Annotated in this window: 20 protein-coding genes; 4 read left to right on the top strand and 16 right to left on the bottom strand. The window is 42.4% G+C overall.

Annotated features, from left to right (window positions below):
- Positions 1–4: 4 nt before the first annotated feature.
- The 5 genes from ACRRU2_RS23645 to ACRRU2_RS23625 form a co-directional block, all read right to left on the bottom strand.
- Positions 5–889: an NAD-dependent epimerase/dehydratase family protein gene (locus tag ACRRU2_RS23645; RefSeq protein WP_432505470.1), complete on the bottom strand. Its 885-nt coding sequence runs from the start codon at positions 887–889 to the stop codon at positions 5–7.
- A gap of 677 nt (positions 890–1566) precedes the next feature.
- On the bottom strand, positions 1567–2724 hold the full coding sequence (locus ACRRU2_RS23640) for an MFS transporter (RefSeq protein ID WP_432505468.1): 1158 nt from the start codon (positions 2722–2724) through the stop codon (positions 1567–1569).
- A gap of 117 nt (positions 2725–2841) precedes the next feature.
- Entirely contained in the window at positions 2842–3708 is an 867-nt protein-coding gene (locus ACRRU2_RS23635) for an AraC family transcriptional regulator (protein ID WP_432505466.1), read from the bottom strand.
- An 82-nt stretch (positions 3709–3790) separates the two neighbouring features.
- Complete coding sequence (locus ACRRU2_RS23630; protein ID WP_432505486.1) at positions 3791–4354, bottom strand: general stress protein; 564 nt, start codon at positions 4352–4354, stop codon at positions 3791–3793.
- 20 nt (positions 4355–4374) lie between these two features.
- Positions 4375–5262 carry a LysR family transcriptional regulator gene (locus tag ACRRU2_RS23625; protein ID WP_331698928.1) on the bottom strand — a complete coding sequence of 296 codons (888 nt, stop codon included), beginning with the start codon at positions 5260–5262 and terminating at the stop codon, positions 4375–4377.
- A gap of 117 nt (positions 5263–5379) precedes the next feature.
- Between ACRRU2_RS23625 and ACRRU2_RS23620 the strand changes: the two genes are divergently transcribed.
- A complete protein-coding gene (locus tag ACRRU2_RS23620) occupies positions 5380–6558 on the top strand; it encodes an MFS transporter (RefSeq protein WP_331698927.1) in 1179 nt (392 codons plus the stop codon).
- A 243-nt stretch (positions 6559–6801) separates the two neighbouring features.
- A complete protein-coding gene (locus ACRRU2_RS23615; RefSeq protein ID WP_432505463.1) occupies positions 6802–7368 on the top strand; it encodes a beta-class carbonic anhydrase in 567 nt (188 codons plus the stop codon).
- A 240-nt stretch (positions 7369–7608) separates the two neighbouring features.
- Here ACRRU2_RS23615 and ACRRU2_RS23610 read toward each other — a convergent pair whose 3' ends face one another.
- The 4 genes from ACRRU2_RS23610 to ACRRU2_RS23595 all read right to left on the bottom strand — a co-directional run bounded on the left by ACRRU2_RS23610 (position 7609) and on the right by ACRRU2_RS23595 (position 12270).
- The gene (locus tag ACRRU2_RS23610; protein ID WP_432505461.1) at positions 7609–8520 is read right to left on the bottom strand and encodes a polysaccharide deacetylase family protein; all 912 of its coding nucleotides are present in this window, start codon (positions 8518–8520) and stop codon (positions 7609–7611) included.
- Between the two features lie 199 nt (positions 8521–8719).
- Positions 8720–9964 carry an MFS transporter gene (locus ACRRU2_RS23605; protein WP_432505459.1) on the bottom strand — a complete coding sequence of 415 codons (1245 nt, stop codon included), beginning with the start codon at positions 9962–9964 and terminating at the stop codon, positions 8720–8722.
- 200 nt (positions 9965–10164) lie between these two features.
- Complete coding sequence (locus ACRRU2_RS23600; protein ID WP_432505457.1) at positions 10165–11268, bottom strand: glycerol dehydrogenase; 1104 nt, start codon at positions 11266–11268, stop codon at positions 10165–10167.
- Between the two features lie 105 nt (positions 11269–11373).
- A complete protein-coding gene (locus ACRRU2_RS23595) occupies positions 11374–12270 on the bottom strand; it encodes a LysR family transcriptional regulator (protein WP_331698922.1) in 897 nt (298 codons plus the stop codon).
- A 143-nt stretch (positions 12271–12413) separates the two neighbouring features.
- Between ACRRU2_RS23595 and ACRRU2_RS23590 the strand changes: the two genes are divergently transcribed.
- Positions 12414–13901 (top strand): SLC13 family permease, encoded by a 1488-nt coding sequence (locus ACRRU2_RS23590; RefSeq protein WP_432505455.1) that lies wholly within the window; start codon positions 12414–12416, stop codon positions 13899–13901.
- A 16-nt stretch (positions 13902–13917) separates the two neighbouring features.
- Entirely contained in the window at positions 13918–15153 is a 1236-nt protein-coding gene (gene apgM, locus ACRRU2_RS23585; RefSeq protein ID WP_432505453.1) for a 2,3-bisphosphoglycerate-independent phosphoglycerate mutase, read from the top strand.
- Positions 15154–15334: 181 nt separating this feature from the next.
- Here the strand turns inward: apgM and abc-f are convergent, their stop codons facing one another.
- From abc-f to ACRRU2_RS23550, 7 genes are all read right to left on the bottom strand, one after another.
- Positions 15335–16972 (bottom strand): ribosomal protection-like ABC-F family protein, encoded by a 1638-nt coding sequence (abc-f, locus tag ACRRU2_RS23580; protein WP_432505451.1) that lies wholly within the window; start codon positions 16970–16972, stop codon positions 15335–15337.
- Between the two features lie 184 nt (positions 16973–17156).
- A complete protein-coding gene (locus tag ACRRU2_RS23575) occupies positions 17157–17294 on the bottom strand; it encodes an RAxF-45 family protein (protein ID WP_432505449.1) in 138 nt (45 codons plus the stop codon).
- A 74-nt stretch (positions 17295–17368) separates the two neighbouring features.
- The gene (locus ACRRU2_RS23570) at positions 17369–18061 is read right to left on the bottom strand and encodes a hypothetical protein (protein ID WP_432505447.1); all 693 of its coding nucleotides are present in this window, start codon (positions 18059–18061) and stop codon (positions 17369–17371) included.
- Positions 18062–18120: 59 nt separating this feature from the next.
- Positions 18121–18735 carry a CatA-like O-acetyltransferase gene (locus ACRRU2_RS23565; protein ID WP_432505445.1) on the bottom strand — a complete coding sequence of 205 codons (615 nt, stop codon included), beginning with the start codon at positions 18733–18735 and terminating at the stop codon, positions 18121–18123.
- A gap of 96 nt (positions 18736–18831) precedes the next feature.
- Positions 18832–20136, bottom strand: coding sequence for a D-arabinono-1,4-lactone oxidase (locus ACRRU2_RS23560; protein WP_432505443.1), 1305 nt, complete (start codon positions 20134–20136; stop codon positions 18832–18834).
- Positions 20133–21275: an amino acid deaminase/aldolase gene (locus ACRRU2_RS23555; protein WP_432505484.1), complete on the bottom strand. Its 1143-nt coding sequence runs from the start codon at positions 21273–21275 to the stop codon at positions 20133–20135. Before ACRRU2_RS23555 ends, ACRRU2_RS23560 begins: the two co-directional genes overlap by 4 nt.
- Before the next feature lie 75 nt (positions 21276–21350).
- Complete coding sequence (locus ACRRU2_RS23550; protein ID WP_432505441.1) at positions 21351–22244, bottom strand: DUF72 domain-containing protein; 894 nt, start codon at positions 22242–22244, stop codon at positions 21351–21353.
- Positions 22245–22346: the final 102 nt, after the last annotated feature.

The following is a 22346-nucleotide window of genomic DNA, read 5'->3' as shown; positions in this document are numbered from 1 at the left end:
TCCGTCATGTATTTTTTGTTGTAACAAGCGCCTTAATTAACGGCTGCAGCCAATCGTGCAAATTTGAAAAACGGAATCCATCTTTTGCTGCTTTGTCATTTATCATTAACCACGAAGCTGGAATGGCATATGGCGAGCGGATATCTTCAGGTCCAGCTAAAGATATTTGGGCAGCTTTGCCTACTTCTTGTTCGATTAGCGCTATTAATTCATGTAACGAAATTTTTCCGTTTGAAGCTGCATTATAAGATCCTTCGATTCCGCTTATGCCCGCCCACTTTAAAAACTGTGCTGCCTCCGCCGCTTGAATAAATGGCATTTCTGCATCCATGTCTAAAAATCCAATTGGTTCTTCCCTTGCAATACGTTCCACATGGAAATGCAATCGGCGTGTATAGTCATCCTCTCCCATTACGATTGGGAAGCGAACGGCTGCAACAGGAAATTCGGCATATTTTAAAAACACAGCTTCAGCTTGGCGTTTGCCTTCCCCATAAGTGAAATCTGTTTTATCGCCCATTATAATTTTATAACTATAGGGATCAAAATCGACCTCGCTCTTTTCTGCCCCATCTGCCTCATACACTGCGAGTGTAGAGGTGAATACAAGTCTGCCAATCTTCCCGTTAAATATTTCACAAAACTCAAAAGCTTCATTAGGCGAGTAACAAATATTGTCATATACTATGTCAAATTTACGCCCTTCAAACTTGCTTGCCAACTTTTCCTTATTCGTACGATCCGCTATAATATGTTCTACTTTATTACCATATGGATTACCTGATTGACCGCGTGTCATAATTGTTACGTTATGCCCGTCTTCAATAAGCAGCTCCACTAATTTACGGCCAAAAAAACGTGTCCCGCCCAGCACTAAAATATTTTTCATTTTATAGCTCTCCTTACTAGTCAATTTTATTATCAAATTCTAACCACTTTAATGAGACTGTCGATTAATTGTGGATAGAGCAACAAGCAATAGAAAGGGAGGCCACTGCGGTCAAGGTTGGGATTCCGACCGCTGTTGTAGTCCAATTTTTGTGATTAAATAACCCCTGTAGAGGATAAAATTGACCTACAAAGGCGGACGCTGCCGCTTCTCCATTCCCAATCTTGCTCTTCGCCCCTTTCTTATTGCCTATCAATCGTTGCCCACAATTAATCGACAGTCTCAAATGATGCGTTGCTATTTGCGGTGCGGTCATCCATGACCGTTAGAACCAAATAGCAGTCTTTTTGCTGCATACGCGGACATTTATGACCATTAGAAGATAATTCCGTCGAATTCTCAAGCTTTTTTCCCTCTAAGGGACATTTCTGACCGCTAGAAAGTGGGAGTTGGCGAAATATGAGCGCTAACGGTCAAAATTGTCCTCATCCTTACGCATCATTACGTATCATTAGAATCAATTCGAGCTCAACAACTACATCGAATTCTTTAATGATTGCATAATTTCCTAAACAATTAGAAAAGCCGAGCAAATACCAGAAAAATCCTAGATCTGCTCGACTTTGTTCTGCACTACCTTATTAACGCGAAACATCTGTTAATTAATAATTGCTTCATTATCTTTTCTTTTGATTCCGATAATCCTTATAAACTAGAACAGCAACAATAATAAAACTTAGACTTACGATCCGAAAGATCAGCTCTAAACTTATCCATTCTGCTAAAAAACCTAATCCAAACGCGCTGATTCCAACTCCAACGTCAAAACTGGAAAAGAAGGTTGCGTTGGCAGCACCGCTTTTTTCTTCACTTACCTTTTGAACGGCCCAGGTTTGCAAGCATGGCATAACCGTTCCATACCCTGCACCGAATAATATCGCTGCAATGATAAGCTGAAGATCATTGGCTGCAAATGAAAGCACAACCAGAGATAGGAATCCTAAAATAGCGGACACTATAATAATCTGCCACGGCCCTTTTTTGTCATACCATTTCCCTGTAAAAGGACGCAATAATGTTGCTGCCGTTGCATTAACTAGGAAGAAAAGAAAAATATGCTCCAGTCCTTTTTGCTGTCCAAAAAGAACTAAAAATGTGATAATCGCTCCAAAGCCTAAAGTTGTAATAACCGTCAGCAATGCGGGAAACCATACTTCTTTTTCGTAAATCATATCCCAAAATTGAAATGGTCGCTTCTCACGCTTTACCGGAGCTGGCGAATAAACAAATTGAAGAGCAATGACAGCCAGCAGGCTCAGTGCCGCTGATGACCAAATTAATATATCGAAAGAAAAAGAATTGTAGATAAAGATTCCTATGCTCGGTGCAATGATCGCTCCGATCGTTGTTGATACAGAAAAATACCCCATTCCTTCTCCGAGCCGCGACTTAGGAATTAAATCGACTACCATTGTACTATTCGCTGTAGTGGATACTCCCCAAGCTGCTCCATGAAAGGGCCGCATCACTAGAAAAAGCCATACGATATTAAGATAAGGATAAATAAACGTTATTATCGATAATGCTGCACTTGCCCCAACCGCCAGACTTTTCCGCTTGCTATCTATTAAAAAGTACCCTGCAAAGGGTCTAATTAAAACGGCGCCTATAGTAAATATCGTTGTCACTAAACCCGCTTGAATAGATGATGCGTTCATACTTAACAAGTAGGCTGGCAATATAGGAAGAAGCATTTCAAACCCTACAAATACTAAAAAATTGCTTATAAATAAAAATAGAAAAGATCGATTAAAGATTATTTTTTTATTTGGCATTTCAAATTCCTCGCTTCTAAATTATAATTGCTAATTCAGAAGCGCTTGGAACACTGAAACATTTTTCAATTGTCTAAGCTTTTTAGTCAACTGACTCACCTCTCATGTAGAAGCTTATTATAGCACAGGAATCCATATCTCGCTTTTAAAATGCGGTGATTGTAAATCTTTGCTTTCATTCCACAGCAGCTCTGGCCCTTCAGTCTGCTCGAAATTAGACGACGGAAACCATTCGGAATAGATACGTCCCCACATATTTTGCAAGGCATCAGGGAAGGGGCCAATCGACTGGAAAACCGCCCACTTAGAAGCAGCTACTTCAAGACATTTGAAATGACTTGGACACTCCTTCGTTGTTGCTGCCCCAATATAATGGTCCAGTTCTCCCTTTTCCTCCATTCGTTCTTCCGAAAAGTTAACCGAAGCACTAATCAATCCATTCGGCTCTATATTCGAAAGCTCCTTCAGCTGCTTGATCATCTGCTCATTCATGCTCTGCCACATAGCATTAATCTCAGGATTTACACCGTTGAAAATAATAGGCACTCTTTTATGCAAACCGACAATACGAAATGCTTCCTTCTCTACAATACGGTAGTTCATTTCTTCAGCTCCCCGAATAGTTAGTTGGAAGGTCATTGGTGGAAAGGCTTTAAGTGATTTACCGTTATGCCTGGCTTCTGACGGATTGATTCCGTGCATATTTTGAAATGCTCTTGCAAAAGAATCTGCGGAATGGTAGCCGTATTTGATCGCAACATCGATCACCCTGCTGTTATGATCTCTGAGCTCAAATGCGGCAAGAGTAAGACGTCTGCGCCGGATATACTCGGATAACGAAACACCTGAAAGAAAAGGAAACATTCTTTTGAAATGATATTCCGAGCTGCAAGCCCGCTTGGCCACTTCTTTGAAGTCGATTTCTTCCGTAAGATTATCCTCAATATATTGCATAGCGTTGTTCACATTTTTAAGCACATCCATGTTCATAACCTCCTTACTCTCAAGATATCAGAAGCAAAATGAAGAAACCCGACAATTCGTGCACCTTTTTGCAGCATCCTCTCTATACATCATGCGTTATTTTTTTGGTCAAAATAGTGTTTTGTCCTCTGCTCAGTCTTTTAAAATCTTTACGCAAGCATGACTGCTTCAGCCTTCTTGTTATGAAAAGATATTTTAAATCTGAACGATTATCATAGGAAAGCTGGACATGGAAATAATTAATGTATTCGATACAGGCAAAAATATAAATAAAAGCTGAAACAGAAAGTCCGCTTATAGGCAGTGCCGGAGCCCACTTCACGACATCAACAATAAAGCCGACAGGAGCGGCGATCATCCAAGCGATATTCCATTTTATTAAGCTTTTTAACTGTTTGACCAGCTTGATCGGAGTTACAGAATTCTTTTCCGTTTTCAATCTTTTCCATTTTACATACCAATACACTGTGCCTTGCAGCAACAAAAATTCCAAATAGATAAAGGAAGACCAAAAGGATAATAGAGAATACAGCTTTAATCCTGGAAAGGTTTGATTTACAAAAAAGCTAGTCACAATAAATATAATGGATGAAAATAACTCGCCTGTATATAAATAAGAAAGTCTTTTTTCAATATGCCACAAAATGGATAACCTCCGCAAAGTTTTTATCTAGCTGCTGTGTGCTGAAAAAACTGCTGCAGTCTTTTCATGAATGTTTGTGCGGCTACACTCATATATTTATCGTTACGATAACAAATTTCCAAATCTCTAATCGGCGCATTTTCAATTTGAATCTCACAAATGCCCAATGACTGAAAACTTTCGTACAGAGAACTCGGTTGAATAGTCGCCCCTACTCCTTCCTTCACTAGCCGAAACAAAGAGGTTACGGATCCCGTATCCATCATCGTCTCAATCGTAACGCCCCGCTCCTCCCCCCATGCCTCGATCAGTTCACGCCCAACATATCCCTTTGGATACATAACAAATGGAAGTCCCATTAATTCTTTCGGAGAAATCATCGTTCTGCCCGCAAGCTCGTGCTTATTATGAACAAATAAACTGTAGGTTTCAGTATAAAATGGAATTCGTTTTAATCGGCTGTCTGGTTTGCTTGTAAGACCAACCCCGATATCTGCTTCATTGTCCAAAACCATATCTACAATCTCAATCGATGGATTTACTTGAACCTTCGTATTTGGAAATTCTTTATGGAAATCAACCAGCAAGGCTGTTAATCGATAATCAAGATCGGAAGGCAGTACAGCAACTCTTAATTGCCCTGCATGCAGCTCTGTAAGATCAGTAATAGCGTTTTTAGCATTTTCAAGCTGCTGCATAATGTCTAGTGCATACCGCTCAAGAATTGCGCCCGCTTCCGTCTTCACTGTCTTTTTACCAATGCGGTCAAATAAGGGCACACCGATTTCATCTTCTAACACACGTATTTGCTGACTTAGAGTAGGCTGAGAAATTCCGATTTTATAGGCCGCTTCAGAAAAATGAAGCTCCTTGCACAAGGTAAGAAAATATTGCAGCTGCCGAAATTCCAACTTGAAAGCTCCTTCCAGCTATAGTCCCAAGCTATAGTTTTTATAGAAAAAATAGTATTGATCTATTATACATGCCATCATAAACTTAATTCTATAATAATTGAAGGAAGTGTTGAAATGCGTTTTATTTACCTCATCATCGTGATCTTCTTACTCTCATTGAATTTACGGCCCTCGATTACATCGGTAGGCCCTCTACTTGATATCATTAAAACAGATCTTGGCATGAGCGGCATTACAGCTAGTTTGATTACGACCCTTCCTGTATTTTGCATGGGGTTATTTTCATTATTATCCATTAAATTAAGCAATCGTTTAGGGATCGAAAAATCATTGCTATTTGCCATGATCCTTATTTTTGCTGCAACCTTGCTTCGTGTCTTTTTTCATAGCAGCGCATTTTTGATTGTAACTGCATTCGTTGCCGGCGTTGGCATAGGTATTTCAGGACCGCTTATTTCGGGGTTTGTTAAGAAGCACTTTCCAGATAAGCTTGGAGTCACTAGCGTTTATTCCTTGGCGATGGTTATTGGCGCTGCTGTTGCGATTACCTTCTCGATTCCATTATTCCATGCGTTTAATGATTCTTGGCAATTATCTTTAAGCTTTTGGAGCATTTTAGCTTTGGCTGCAGCGCTCTTCCTTATTCCACTTCTAAAAGGAAAACCTGATCATCAGGCATTCGCGCTTCCTTCACTGCGCATTGCGAATAAACGAGTGTATGCGTCTATCTTGTTTTTTGGCTGTATGGCAGCTATTTTTTACTCTGTTACAGCTTGGCTTGCTCCCTTTGCACAGTCAAAAGGAATGAGCTATGCGGAATCCGGGCTTCTGCTCACATTATTCACACTCATACAAATTCCTATCAGCTTTTTATTTCCTATGCTCGCAGGCAAAACCGTAAGCAGAAAGCTTTTGCTGCTTTCATGCTGCTTATCAGAAATGATTGGCATCCTATTATTGTTAACCTATATTTCGCCGTGGGCTGCTGCGATCTTCTTAGGAATTGGGGCTGGCGGCCTGTTCCCTCTCGCATTGCTGATTCCAATTGCCGATTCGAAAAATACAGAGGAAGCAACCTCATGGTCTGCTCAGATGCAATTTGGCGGATTTATGCTCGGATCTATTGGCCCTTTAGTATTTGGTCTTACTTTAGATATGTTCGGCAGCTTTACACCTGCGTTGGTTGTCGTTTTGGTTACGATTCTGGTTATGAGTGCGGCGATTGTAGGAATGGAGAAAAGGAACCCTCGCCCTTCACCATCCGAGCCTTTATTGCCTGCAAGTAATAATTAAGCTTGGGCGGTCATTCATTCAATGCCAAAGCCGCAAGCCTTTCCCCTACCGGAGTGCAGACAATCCGCAGCTTTGAGCAGGTAGCAGGCACAGTTGGGCTGCTAAGTGCATTTTGTACATCTAGTTTCTCCTTTCTTCGCAGTCGCTACAAGCTCTAAACAGCTTTCTTGTATATTGACAAGTATGATAAAATCATAAATAAAATAAATTACAGCTAGGATTAGTTGGAAAGGTGTTTTTAAAATGATGCTGCTTGACGAAATGATTGAACATAACAAAAAGTTTGTGAACAACAAAGAATACGAGAAGTTTCAAACATCAAAGCTGCCAAATAAAAAATTAGTTGTTGTGTCATGCATGGATACAAGACTTACAGAACTTTTACCGCAAGCAATGAACTTGCGCAACGGAGATGCAAAGATTCTTAAGACAGCAGGCGCTGTAGTTTCTCACCCATTCGGCAGTATTGTTAGAAGTATTATTATTGCTATTTACGAGTTGAATGCCCATGAGGTTTGTATCGTAGGTCATCATGATTGTGGTATGGCCAATGTCAACCCGGAGGAAACAACTAAAAAAATGATTAGCAGAGGAGTATCAGAAGAAACCATCTCTACCCTCGATTATGCTGGAATAAAATTCAAGGACTGGCTTCGCGGATTTGATTCTGTTACCGAAAATGTTAGGCAAAGCGTTGAAGTGATTAGAAATCACCCGTTAATCCCCAAAGAAGTTCCAGTTCATGGTCTTGTTATTGATCCGGAAACAGGAGCGCTTGAAATTGTTGTAAATGGCTACAATGAATTATAAAAACAGAATAGTATAATACTGCTTCTGCTCCAGGGGATTGAGGACACTCGTTCCGCTATTTGCCCTAAAAATACTGTTTTTGAAGTTTCGCGGACACTCGTTCCGCTATCGACTCATATTTCAGCCTTTTTTCTGTATTTTCTGAGCAATAGCGGAACGTCTGTCCTTTTATCCCGTAAATTGGGCAATAAAAGCACAATAAAGGAACGTCTGTCCAGCTTACGCAAGCAGTTACGATAATTACTTTTGAGATAGTACTTCCGGTACAGTTACAAACTCAAACCCTTTCTCCTTCAGTATCGGAAGCTGTTCGTCGAGCGCTGCCGTCATGCCGCTCAAGTCCTGAGTCCAATCTCCTGCGCAGTGCATCAAGATTATTGCTCCCGGATACAAATCCTTCAACAAATTATGCTGAATCTCTTCGGATGAAATTTGCCTCCAGTCCTGTGTATCGACAGACCAGCCAATTACACTTTTTCCCATCTCACCAAGCTTCTCGACATAGGTCTTATCCAGTCCGCCATAAGGAGCACGAAACAGCGTTGGAATATAACCGACCGTATTGTTAATCCATTTATCGGTCTCCTCCACCTCCCAGACCATTCGCTCGACGCTTTCCGAGTATAATTTAGGATGCCAGAACGTATGATTTCCTATTGCATGTCCTTCTTTATGAATGCGCTCAGTTACGTCGGGATGAGCTTTAACTCTGGAGCCCATTAAGAAGAACGTGGCTTTCACATCATGCTTTTTCAATATATCTAGCACCTGAGGCGTAAATCGGCGATCAGGTCCGTCATCGAACGTGATGGCAATCCGATTGGATGACGAAGGTCCATTCAGCGCTATAATATCTGGATACAATTGGACCAAAACATGATTGTTCGCCGGGCTTTTGGGACGTTCTCTTTTTTCCGTCCCGCCTTCCAGCCGCGGCGTTTTGCCTGCTTCAATTTTGGTTTCATTCTGCTCATGCGGATCCGAAAGCTCATGAGAACTCCCTGCATTCCCTTCCGGCAATTCGTAAGTCCGCTCGCCTAACGGCTGAATGCCGCGATCCGGGCTTTCACCCTTTGTTAGTCCACTTTCTTGACCGCACGAGCAGAGCATCACCGCGCTAATTACTATGGCGATATACTTAAACTTGAACACTTTGCTTGCCTCCCATTCAATGCCTTTTACGTAAGTATTCGATTATTACGCACTTCATATTCCTTTTGCGCAAAAGGGTCGACATAATAGGTAGGTATGGGTTAGAATAACAAGCAGCTTTCATTTGATACACTTTCAGAGTATTTGCACTTAAAAAGGAGCAGAATCCTGTCGGACTCCGCTCCTTTTCTTTTCTCAATTACGATTCTTGCAATGCCGGTTTGCCAGCTTCGACCAGCACTTTGTTTCGATCCAGAAAAATAGCCAGTATAATAATGAATATTCCGGTGCCTAATAGCAGCCATTCGATTTTAATTATATCTGCAATTGGACCGAATATTAGCATGCCAAGCGGCATCATTGAGGTCGAAATCATCCCCATGATCCCAAATACTCTGCCTAAATAATCTTCTTCTACCTTCTCCTGCAGCAAAACAGTAGCTGGTGTATTAAATAGCGGCATGGCTACTCCGAACAAAGCCATGAAAACCAAGTAAATCCAAAAATTCGGGATAATCCCAAGCGCAAATGTGCAAACGCCCATTACAACACTAGCAAGCGCCAATGTTTTTATTTTGTTTTGAAAACCTCCCCAAGAAGCAATGACTGCTCCGCCGGCCATCATGCCAATTGAAAAAGCAATTTCAATTGCTGTCAGCCGCCACACATCATCGCCAAAGCTGCGTGCCACCTGTAATGGAGTCAAAAAAGCTGCGGGAGCCATCAATACAAAAAACACGGCAAAGAACATAAAAAATCTTTTCAGAAATACGTGGTTGTTCACATATTGCAAGCCTTCTTTAAAATCACTAAAATAACTCGTTGCTTGTTTGACCATGGCTTTCTCATGCACAGCGACCTTTACAAAAGCAAGCAAAGTGACAATGGCAATCGCAGCAGTAACGACATCAATAAATAATATCATTTCAATCGAAGCCATCGATAATAATGCCGCACTGACCATAGGCGATACGAACATAATTACAGCTTGGATACTGCCGTTTGCGCCATTTACCTTTATCAGTTTATCCTTTGGCACAATTTGCGGCAAAATCGCCCCTACGGCAGGCGTCTGGATTCCCGTTCCAAAAGCACGAACGGCCGCCATCACAAAAAACAGCCAAATCGCTTCGTATCCCATTAAAAAAAGAATGGCAAGTATTAATGTAGCAAACGCTATTAGGCCATCCGCCAAAACAATTAATTTTTTTCGATTATAGCGATCCGCCCAAACCCCTGCAACCGGTGATAATATAAACGTCGGTATAAATCCGCAAATGATATATAGGGTCATCATAAGGCCTGATTCTGTCGTTAGCGTTATGTGCCACATCATAGCGTATTGAACCAATGATGAGCCAAAAAGCGATATCGTCTGGCTGCTTAAAAAGAGAATAATATTTTTCAACCAATTTTGTTTTAGATTATTATCTGCTATATTCATAAATTAACAACACCTTTCAATCGTTTTTATTGCACGGAAGAAAGGTTAAATCTTAATCTGATTGATGCTGTCATTAGGCAAACCCCCGTTTCCTATAAGCTCGGTAATATAATATCAAAAGAGTTTTAGTAACACAATTAGTTTTAAAGCTCCACTTTGAACCAATCGTCCAAGGCGGAGCTTTATGTCAACTTCTTCTTCTAATCGTGATAATATTCCGCTAACGCATTAGCTGCTATAATCGCTTGATAAACATCCTCCGGCGTTACTGGATGCGGCATATTTTTCATCGTATCCCCTTTGGCACATGCCTGCTCTGCAGCCTTGCGCCATTCTTCTTCCCGAAACTTGTCCAGCCCCAAATCTTTCAGCGTTAACGGCAGGCCTATTTGTTTAATAAACTGTATTACTGTCTCAAGATCTTCTTTTGGCGCATTTTCCAATACGAGCTGTGTCAGCAAACCAAATACAACCTTCTCGCCATGCTGCGCATGGTGAAGTGATGGAACAGCAGTCATGCCGTTATGAATGGCGTGGGCAGCAGCCAGTCCGCCAGCTTCAGCGCCTACGCCGCTCAAGTAGATTGTCGCTTCGATTACATTTTCCACTGCAGGGGTAGAGATGCCTTGATCTACAGCAATTTTAGCTTGAAGACCGTATTCCAATACAGTTTCGTAGCACATTTGAGCGAGCCCAAGTCCGGCCAGGGAAGGCTTTAGATTAACAAGATTATCACCATTTTTATTGTAACAAGCACGGGCTTCAAAATAAGTAGCAAGCGCATCTCCAATGCCAGCTACGAAAAACCTTGTTGGAGCAGCAGCCAAAATTGCCGTATCTGCAAGCACGGTATCCGGATTTGACGGCAAAAATAAATAGTGGTCAAACGATCCGTCTGTATTATAAATGACAGCAAGTGCCGTGCATGGCGCATCCGTCGAAGCGATTGTCGGAAATATAACAACTGGCAGATGCTCATAATAAGCCGTTGCTTTAGCTGTATCCAGCGTCTTTCCGCCGCCAATGCCCACAATGACATTAACGCCTAATTTTCTAACTTCAGCGCGGTGACGATCTATTTCCTCTTGCGTTGCCTCATAATTGAATTTAGCAAAATGACTTTTATGCCCTTCTGCTGCAAAAGAATGGCCCGCTTCCTCTTCCGCGCGCTTCAAAATAAACTCATCGCAAATAACATACGCATGGTCGCCGTAAATCTTTGTATATTGCGCCAACTCACGCAGCAGATGCTGACCTAAAATGAACTTTTTCGGTGATGTGACCGACTTTACTGTCTTGGACATGGCAAATAATCTCCTTTGACTTGGATTTATCCGCCTTATTATTCTCTTCAACCAAAGGAAAATATGCCAAGCAAAGAAACGGCAAGAATCGTACGCCTTGCTCGTTTACAATTTCTCGACACTCTCATGCAAATGAGATAAAAACTGTTTGGCAGCTGGTGAGAGATGTTTGTTACGGTGATAGACGTAACTGACACCTCGATTAAATTGGACACCTCGAATTGGAATCTTTATTAATAAACCATTTGCGACCTCTTGCTTGATGGCAAAGCTGGTAATGATGGAGATGCCAAGTTCATGGATTACGCCTTGCTTAATACCTTCTAAATTGCTAATCTCTAAATATTTAGGCGGATTAAAGCCATGCGCTGCAAATTGATTTTCTAAATAGGTTCGGGTTGCGGATTTATCAGGCTTGATAATAAATGTTTCATTGACCAAGTCCTCCAGATTGCAATCTTTCTTTGCCGCAATCGGGTGTGTTGGCGGGACGACAAGGACAAGCTCATCTTCATAAAAGGTTGTTCGCTCGAAGCGTGTTTCGTCGATTACAACGCGATCCGAAATTATTAGAAATTCAACCTTGTTAGATTCCAGCATCTGAATAAGATGGTTGGAAGATGTAATGTTCATGTTGATCCTGATGTCTGGGAAAGCTTTTGTATAGTTTCTCAGTATTGCAGGAACCACGTAAACACCGACAAAATTACTGGCTCCAAATGCCAATGTTCCGAATGAGAGATCTTCCAGCTGCTTAATGTGATCTCTTGAGGCATGAAGCAAATTGATCATTTGCTCTGCATAGGGCTTGAAGCATTCTCCTTGTTTAGTAAGGTACAATTTTTTTCCGATACGATCAAAAAGCGGTACCCCTAAATCCTCCTCAATGCTTTGGATTTGCATGCTGACTGAGGGCTGTGAGCAATAGAGACGCTCTGCAGCTTCGGTGAAATTGAGACATTCCGTAAGGGTGACAAAGGTGCGGAGCTTACTAATATTCATTAATTATTCCTCCTCAAGCCTATAAGCTAAGTTGATTAATTATAACAAAACGTTATCGTTATTAAAAATAAATCAAATTGTATTATAGTATGAAATTACATAGAATGAAAGCGTAATCAACAAATGATTGAGGAGGATGAAGGATGGCTGAAAAGCTGGAACAAAAAAAGCAAGATAAAAATGAGCCGTCTGGGAAGACAACAAGCAAGTTTGAGGCTAGGATGAAAAAGTTTGGTATTCCATTAGCTATTGTTGTTACGCTAATTTTGATCTTGATGCCAACACCAGAAGGAATGAGTCTGGAAGCTCAGCGCGCAATTGGAATATTTTCAGGCGCATTGATTTTATGGATTACGACGCCAATCCCCATTTATTTAACATCACTTGCAGCAATATTGCTCTTGCCTCTTGTGGGAGCCGTAAAAAGTCAATCGGTAGCTTTCGGAACGTTAGGCTTCGATGTAATATGGCTGATGATATCAGCATTCGTACTTACATCTGCAATGGTCAAGTCCAATCTGGGCAGAAGAATGTCATTATGGATGGTTACAAAATTCGGCAAGACACCAGTGATGACATTGTTATTATTAGTTCTTATCAATTTTATTTTGGCATTTTTTGTCCCTTCCACAACAGCAAGGGCAACATTGATGGTTCCAATTTGCTTGATTCTGCTCGAGGTATACAAGGCTATTCCTGGTCAAAGTAATCTTGGAAAAACAATGATGCTGCAAGGGGTACAAGCTGATGCACTGGCAACATCAGGTGTTATGACTGCGACGGCTGGAAACATTATTGCAGTTGGCTTCATTAATGAACAGGCCGGCGGCGACATTGGATATATGGATTGGCTGCTGGCTTCAATGCCTACAGCTGTTATTACAATGCTTATTACTTTCTTTATTGGACTAAAAATGTTTAATTTCAAAAATGAAATCAACTTTCAGAGCGCAACAGATACCTTGAAGGAAGAACTGAAGAAGCTTGGAAAGTTTTCGCTTGATGAAAAGAAAGCGGTCATGATCTTTATTCTTACTGTTGTTTTATGGGCAACAGGAGATTATCAAATGGGCTGGTTCGGCTTCGAACTGAGTACAGAGCAAACAGCAGTATTAGCTGCATTATTATGCTTATTGCCTAAAATAGGTCTGTTAAAATGGAAAGAAGCTGAGATTAAATGGGAACTGTTGATTTTCGCTGCAGGTGCTTATGCAGTAGGTAATGCGCTAGATAAATCTGGCGGAGCCGAATGGATTATCAATAAAGTAGTTGTTGCTCTAGGGATGGAAAGTATGAACCATACTTTAGTTACAATTGTCGTGATATTCCTTAGCATGTATAGCCACCTCATCTTTACGAGTAAAACAGTGCGGGTTACGATACTCATTCCCGCGTTTATAGCTTTAGCTAAATCATTAGGGATGGATCCGGTTCCTCTGGCGCTAGCTTCTGCTATGACAATGACTTATACAATTACATTACCGCCTCATTCGAAGGTGAATACGATCTATTTTGGAACAGGCTACTTTACTGTGTTAGATCAAGTGAAATATGCTATCGTGACTTGCTTTATCGGAGCAGCGGTTATTAGCTTAGCGGTATTCACTTGGTTTAAAGTAATTGGAATATAGATAAAGGGGAAACCGTATGAACAGAAAAGTGATTATTGCAATTGCAGATGGTTCAGGTGACCGTCCAAATCCGCTGTTGGAGCATAAGACGCCGCTTGAATATGCACATACGCCCCATTTGGACCGACTGGCTGCCGAAGGTATTACAGGAATGATGGATCTCGTAGGATCAGGCATTCCAGTAGGTACAGATATGGGACATTTAATATTGTTTGGTTTTCAACCTGAGGACTATCCTGGACGCGGACCTATCGAAGCACTTGGCATTGGCATGGATGCAAGAGCTGGTGATATTGTGCTTCGTTGCAATTTTGCAAATGTAGACGAAACAGGGATTGTAGTTGATCGAAGAGCTGGCAGAATTCGCGAAGGAACGGATCTACTGGCAGAAGCGTTAAGCGGTATAGAGCTTCAAGGAGTAACTTTTTATTGCAAGCCCGCGACAGAACACAGAGCTGTACTAATTTTACGAGGAGAAGGGCTAAGTGATCAAATTAGCGATTCCGATCCTAAAGCTCCTAACGATGGTAGTCCATATCAAGTAATTAGAGCGTTGGACTCGTCTGACGCAGCACGAAAAACAGCTGCAGTATTAAATGAATATTTGCAAACAGCTTATCAGATTTTAGCTAGCCATTCTGTAAATAAAGAGCGTGCAGGGTCAAAGCAATTGCCTGCTAATTTTTTACTAACTAGAGGCGCTGGAAGGATGGTTCAGCACAATCCTGTCACAGAGCGTCTGAACATAAAGGGCAGCTGTATTGCAGGAGAAAGTACAGTGCTTGGCGTTGGCTTACTGGCTGGATTTAAACCGGTAACGGATAGTCGTATGACAGGTAATATGGATACGGACATTGCACTGAAAGCAAAATTGGCGATTAAAGAAATTGAAGAAAATGATATGGTGCTGGTTCATTTGAAGGCACCTGATTTGAAAGGGCATGACAACCAGCCGTTCGAAAAGGCCAAGGCGTTGGAGCTTTTTGATAAAATGGTAGGAATGATTGCGGACGAATTGCCTGGGAATGTGTATCTGGCAGTAGCTGCTGATCACTCCACGCCTTGTGAGGTGGGGGAGCATACGGGCGAGCCCGTTCCCATTTTAATCTTCGGACCTAGCATCCGCAAGGATCGAACCTTGCAGTACAACGAGCTGGACTGTGCATATGGCGGTCTAGGACGTCTATCCGGACAAGAGTTTGTAAGAACCTTGCATGGGCTGATAGGCAGAGTGAAGAAACTGGGCAATTAGTAAAGCGGCAGGCTTGCCTAACAAAACCAGTGGTTGTTCAATAAGTCCCTAAAACAAAAAGTTGGACGGAAAATGTTTCTCCTTCCAACTTTTTTGTACTTTATCTGGCCCCTGCATGAAGCTCATTCGTGAAGATTTCTTCCTCGATTGCCAAATAAGTGCGGTAAAAAATCCGTTGCAGCTAAATGGAGCCATCCTTCTCCATACGCTCTCTTGCCCAGCTGTAGTTGCCTTCGAAGCATCGTACCGTGTTCGAGGAAATCCAATATATTTTTTCAAACAGCTTATCAAGAAAATAACGGTCATGAGAAACGGCCAGAATCGTACCGTTATATTTCTCCAGCGTTTCTTCCAGCACCTCCAGGGACTCAATATCCAAATGATTAGTGGGTTCATCCAGTATAAGCAAATTGGTATCCTGATACATTAGCTGAGCCAGACGAAGGCGCATTTTCTCACCGCCGCTAAGCTGCGATACTTTTTTGAATACCGCATAGCCATAAAATAAAAACCTGGCCAGCATCTGTCTCGCTTGCCCTTCGGCCATTTCCACCTCGCTGCGGAACACATCGAGTACCGTTTCATTAGCCGCATCTGCAAAGACATGCTGCGATAAATACCCAATTTTGACGTTGCTGCCGATTCTGATTTCTCCTGCATCGCTTTCCAGCTGTTGAAGGATCAGCTTCACCATCGTAGACTTGCCCGTCCCGTTCTCGCCAACGACCGCTGCCCGCTGCTGATAAGCCAAATTCATATTCACATTTTCAAATAATAGCTTCTCTCCAAAGAGCTTGGATACCTTCTTCAACTGGATAACATCCTTACCGCTACGGTCTGCTGCTTCCATCTTCAACTGTATTTTTTTGCGGTCTAGTACAGGACGGCTTAGCTTCTCCATTCTTTCCAGCGCCCGCTCCATATTTCTTGCCCGTTTATGAAGCCCTTCGTTAGGCGGGTTCGCCCTGTTCGCCCATTCCCTCAGCCGCTTTATAGCTTCCTGCATTTTTTTGATTTTTTTCTGCTGCTCCTTGTACGCTTCAAATTCCCTTAGCAGACGCTCTTCTTTCTCCTTCACAAAGCCTGTGTAATTCGCATAATATTCCTCAAGCGTTCCATCTTCCAAATCTATTATTTTATTTACGGTTTGATCTAAAAAATACCGGTCATGCGAAACTACAACAATCGTACCGCTGTAATTTTGCAAAAAACCGCCCAGCCATTCAACAGAGGCGAAGTCCAAATGATTTGTCGGCTCATCCAGCAGCAGCAATCCGGGATTTTGAAGCAGCGCAAAAGCAAGACCCGCTTTTGTTTTCTCGCCGCCGCTCAGAGCAGCAAACGGCTTTTCCAGCAGCTCGTTCATGTTTAAGCCGTTCACAACCTTTTTCATTTTCGACTCGATCTCATAACCGCCCTCTGTCAAAAATTGCTCCTGGAGCTGGCCATATTTCTCAAGCAATTGCTGCATTCGATTATCATTTGTTTCCGTGCCCATCGCTTGTTCAAGCTGCTTCATCCTATCCTCCATTCCCAAAAGCTCTGAAAAAGCTTTTCTTAAAATTAGTTCAACGATCAGCTCAGGAGCAAAATCCGGAATTTGCTTTACATATCCTGTTTTACAATCCTTCCTCCAGTGAATAACACCGGAATCAGGCGTTTCTTCCCCTGCAAGCAGCTTTAATAAAGCCGTCTTGCCGCTTCCGTTGCGGCCGACCAAGCCAACCCGTTCCTTTTCGTTAATATCAAAAGACAGCTGATCAAATATAATATTGCCGCCGTACATTTTTGTAATTTGTTGAACACTGCATGTAATCATTGCAGCAACCTCCTTTAATATATGGATGTAGTAGATGCTCCGCACCTAAATTTCACTATCAGAAAAACACAAAAAAGCCGCAGGGAATAAATCATCCCGGCAGCTTCAATAATACGTCACAAAAAAAGAAGAGCATGAAAGGCTCCTCTTCACCGCGTTATATTAATGGCGAATAGAGATGTTTTCACTGTTTTAGTTCCGCTATGCAATTGCTAAAAAAGGACATACGTATCCCGTTAGCAGCCACAACGGCAAATTTTGCACGGTTAAAATAAAGGAACTCCGTCCAGTATCCGCGCACTAAAACAGTATTATTAAACATCTCTACCCACCCCCATTTCCTGTAAATTGATTCTATCATAAATGGTTTGGGTAAAGATTGCAAGCCTATTGCGATTAGAGACTAATTTTTGTGCGATATTTACCTACAAAATCATAAAATCTTTCTTTATCTAATACATACCTTTGCCTTGACAATGGGTCTACAAAAACGTAACCATTTCCAGTCACTTCTAATTTTATTTCGTTCTGATCGTTGGTTTGAATTGCGATGGTGTAAGGCCAATCATCAGGAGCAATCCCTGAAAAAGCAAGTGCGCCATGAAGTATGGATAATAGTTCATCCAATTGTTTCGATTCGTTAATTTCTAAAACTATCTCATCGCCACGATAAACGGTTACCTTAACAACTTCTTCTCGATTAACATGATAGGGATCTATAGGTTTAGCTGCTTTAATACGTACAACATCTTTTGCGCGAAGCGAAATGGGAGCATTTCTTTTAAGCTGTTTAGCATTCAGTGGTTTTGAAAGGATAGCCTTAATTTCTGACCCAGGTAAAAAATCATTAGAGGTTAATATATTGCCGTTTATATCTTGAAATATTGTATGACTGGTGAATTTAACATAACAACCGCGTTTGACAGTACTGGCAGATTTGTTTTTTAATTTATTCACTTCATCTGAGCAGTCAACGTAGAAACGATTTGCTTGAATCTCCAGGATTTCCCCTTGTATATAATCTATAGACTTAGAGCACCCAGTTAAAATAAAAGTTGCCATTAAAAACATCGTAATAACACGTATCATTGACTAGCCTCCTTTCATGCTAACCTAAATATCAATTAGAAATGTTCATTTCGCCCCGTTTAATATTTGTTCAAGCAATCTTGCAAATGTTCAACGAATTTACCTACATGAAAACCATTGATAAAAGAGTGATGCACTTGCAGCACTTTTCCATCTTGCTCTTCATATTTTCCCCAATCAAACATAGGGTTAGATTTATTGCTTTTACCTGAATGCGTATGTGAGAAATGGGTAAATTTTATCCATGGCAAAGAAGAAAACTGATATACATCGTTGGCTATAGGTCCTGTTATATATTCTATTTGATTTTCGATTATTTCTTTTGCCAACTTCATATAATCTTCCATATTTACTTGCATAGGCACATTCACCACTTTGAACAATTCTGTTTCTTGATTCAAATAGGTAAAGGATGTATGAATCGTATCGTATAAGACTACATCATCATTTAAAAAGCGATAACGAAACTCTTCTATTTCATTGGCACATTTCGTTGCCGTATGTATGAACGCCAGTGTAAAGGGCCATTTATTTTCTTTCACTTTACGTAAAAACTTTGTGATATCCAATTCTAAAGAAACATTATATTGCGGCTGTAGTGCATCTTTAAACAGCTGATAGTGCAGCTTTCTTTTCCATGTAGAGGTATCAATCACTTTGTATGAAGTATCCATATTCATCCCCCCTGTAAAAATATTGAATATTTTTCTTTTATTATATCGTATTGAAAAGAAAAGATGGCATGGAATTCAAGTTCCACGCCATCCCATTCAACCAATTATAAGCTCTCTCATATAAGAGCTAAGAAAAAGCTTCTCAGGGTCCATCTGAGCCCGAACTTGGGCAAACTGCTGCCACATCGGATACAGCTCCTTCAATTGCGCGGCCTTCAGCGTATGCATCTTCCCCCAATGAGGCCTGCCTCCCTGGCTTTGCAATATTTGTTCCATCACTTCAAAATAGCGCTCATAAGGCATGCCCCGGTACATATGAACGGCTATATATCCAGAATCACGCCCATATGAAGGGCTAAGCCAAATATCGTCTCCAGCAGCAAATCGGCACTCTATCGGAAAATGAACATGGAACTTCTCACGATTCATAGCCGATCGCATCTCATTAATCGTATCTTCCATCGCCTCAACCGGAATACTGTATTCCATCTCATTAAATTTAACAAGTCTTTGCGTCGCAAACACCTGATGGCTGTAGCTCGCCTTCGTTGAAACCGGCACACTCGAAGCACTAATCCTGCTTACTGTGGCACTTAAAGGAGGAAAGGCTCTGCAAAGAGACGACAAACAGCCAAAAAGCTTATTTTCCAGCAAACTCTCATTTATGTAATCACGGATCGGTGAAGCTTTAGTCATATAAGCCGCTTCATTCGTCAGCTTCACTTGGCAGGTTTGCGCATAAGGAAACCAAAAAAATTCAAAATGCCGATTATTTTCCGCTAAATCCTTCAACTGCCCTAAGCAATCTGACAGCTTTATCCGCTTGCTTTCACAAGCTAAAATATAAGATTTTCGCAATCTGAGCTTAACTTGAACGATGATGCCGAGGGTGCCAAGAGACACCTGCAGCGCTTTGAACAGCTCCGGATGACTCTGCTCAGAGCATTCCAAAACTTCACCCAGTCCATTCACGATCGTAAAGCCAATGACCTGCGTTGACAGACTTCCCAGCTTTAGACCTGTGCCGTGCGTTCCTGTACTGACTGCTCCTGCAATACTTTGAGCATCAATATCCCCCATGTTCTCCTGTGCCAAGCTTTCAGAATACAGCAGCTGGCCAAGCAGCTTCAGCTTCGTTCCTCCCCATACGACTGCCGTCTGTTCCTCGTGATTGACGTTGACGAGACCTTGCAGCTTATCCAGCGATACTAGAACCTGACTGGAAGCAGCAACCGCTGTGAAAGAATGACCTGTCCCCACGATTCGGATATAACGCCCTTCTGCTCTGCACTTGTGCACAAGCTCGACAATTTCACCTATTGAGCCTGGATACGCAATATGCTCTGGATCAGCAGTAACCGAGCCCGACCAATTGCTCCACCGATCTTTTTGGCTTCTCATAAAAAGCACTCCCCTGCACCGCGGTAAGTTACATACTCATCTACGATTGAACCTCCAGATATCGCGTACAGCTTATCGAATCTTTCGCACAGCTCACCTGCTTTTGCGTGCCGAAAAAACACAGGATCACCAAGCGCAAGCTTTACATCCTTGGGACAGCGAAGCGGCGTTTGCACCTCACCAGCCCCTTCCAGCGAAAGCAGCTTTAGCCCTTCAGGCAAATGCGGCTGAGGCAGCTTATCTGAACCGGAAGCTCCTGATGCTGTATAGCCACCGCCAAGACAAGTCACCACACCATCCTTAGGCTGGCGAACGACTTGAACGGCAAAGCCAGCTGCCGGCAAATATCGGAAGCCGGCATAGTTGTCAAACAAAGCTGGGGCATAGAAACCGGAGCCTGCTGTAATTTCTGTAACAGCCGGCTCGCTTCTGGAGCTGGCGATGCTGCCAGTACCGCCTGCATTGACGAAGCGGAGGTTAACACCAAGCTCGCTTATCCCCTGTACAGCATCAGCACGACGCTCCGCAACTTCACGAATCGATCTGCGCTTTAGAAGTTGGATCAGACTGTTTTTAAATATTTGACCCGGTACCCGATCTCCAACGCCTGAAATTTGCGCCTCATAACCCATCATGCCGTCGAAAATAAGCCACTTGGAAGCAGCAATTTTTTCTGCCACTGGTCTAGCGTGTGCCCATGACCTTAGCGGTGATCGCATAACTCCAAAATGCAAGCCAGGATAGCTTGCTGACATATCAACATCAAGGCATACCCGCACTTTCTGCCCGTAAGATTGGGCCAGCCGTTCGATATGCTCGACATGCGTCATGCAATCTACCATAAATACTACGATACGCCCTTCGCTAATCGATTGCATCAGAAACGGGAGTGCAGCATCATCCCACACCGGGTATCCGAGCAGTAAGTCATCAAAGCCTTGCTTTAATAAATATGCTGCCTCTCCAGCAGTGTAGCACATGACTCCTCTAAAAATTGAATCCGCTTCCATAATTCTTCGCAAAACGGGAATGCAGCGGATTGACTTACTTGCAATGCGAATGCTTTTCCCTTGTGCCGCCGCAGCAATTGATTGAATGTTGGCATCGAGCAGATCCAAATTTACATAGGCAAGGGGCATGGAAACCCCTGCAAATGCCGATTTGTACTGCTCATATTGAGGAAGCTTGTTATCCACCGCATCACTGCCTCTCTATTAAAATAGTTCCAGCTGCTCCGGTTGATCTCCCGGCTGCTTCGACTTCGGCAGCAGCTCTAGCGGCGGCTTGCCGTCCGGGCGCTTCTGCCCTAGCAGCTCCATCATTTGCTTCGCATTATGCGCAGCATCGCCGCCAGAATTATTGTTGAAAATAACGCAAACATGCTCGCTTGTCTGCTCCAGAAATTGCAGCTTGCCAGCCCACTCCTTAAGCTCCTCCTCACTATAACGGTACAAATAACGTACCTCGCGCCAGTTCGGAGCACTGCTTTGGCTCCAGCCGCTCACATTGCGGCCGTGAAATCGCACAAGCGTCATCTCTTTATTTGTTGTCCTTAATACCGTGGGAATAGAGCCCTCTCCCGCCTGCGGCTCATCGCAAACGCTATGAATCCATCCTTCGTTTTCCATGAATTCAATCGTTTTATTGCTGTACTTTTCAGAAAACCAGCTCTCATGGCGAAACTCCAGCGCACAAGGAATCTCTTCCATATAAGCCTTAGCTTCTCTAAGCTTCCTAACATTCTCACTGTTGCATTGAAACCATGGCGGATACTGAAATAAAGCGGCCCGCAGCCTATTCACCTCTATTGCTGGCTCCAGCATATGGCGAAATGCAGCGAACTGGCCTGCCAGCTCTGTTTTTTCTTGTTTGCCGCGCTGGTGGCCCGTCATTCCTTGATAAGCCTTTACGACAAAATGCAAAGAGCTTGGCGTATCTGCTACCCATTTGGCAAAACGTTCCCGGGATTGAATCGCATAAAAAGTGCTATCGACTTCAACAACGGGAAAATGGTTCGCATATTGCGCCAGCTTATCTCCAGGCTTCACGCCCGCTGCGTACAAATCATCGTGATCTCCCCAGCCGGCTAAGCCAATATGAATGGTCATACCGTTTACCACCTTTAAAACAAATCTATTCTTAATTTACGTATACCATGCGCGGAACTGAATGTCCAATTTTCATTCAAAGCCAGGCCAAAATACGAATGG

Origin of the sequence: Paenibacillus sp. GXUN7292 (assembly GCF_050864975.1) — a bacterium.
Classification (GTDB): domain Bacteria; phylum Bacillota; class Bacilli; order Paenibacillales; family Paenibacillaceae; genus Pristimantibacillus.
This window is presented reverse-complemented; position numbering and strand designations above follow the sequence as displayed.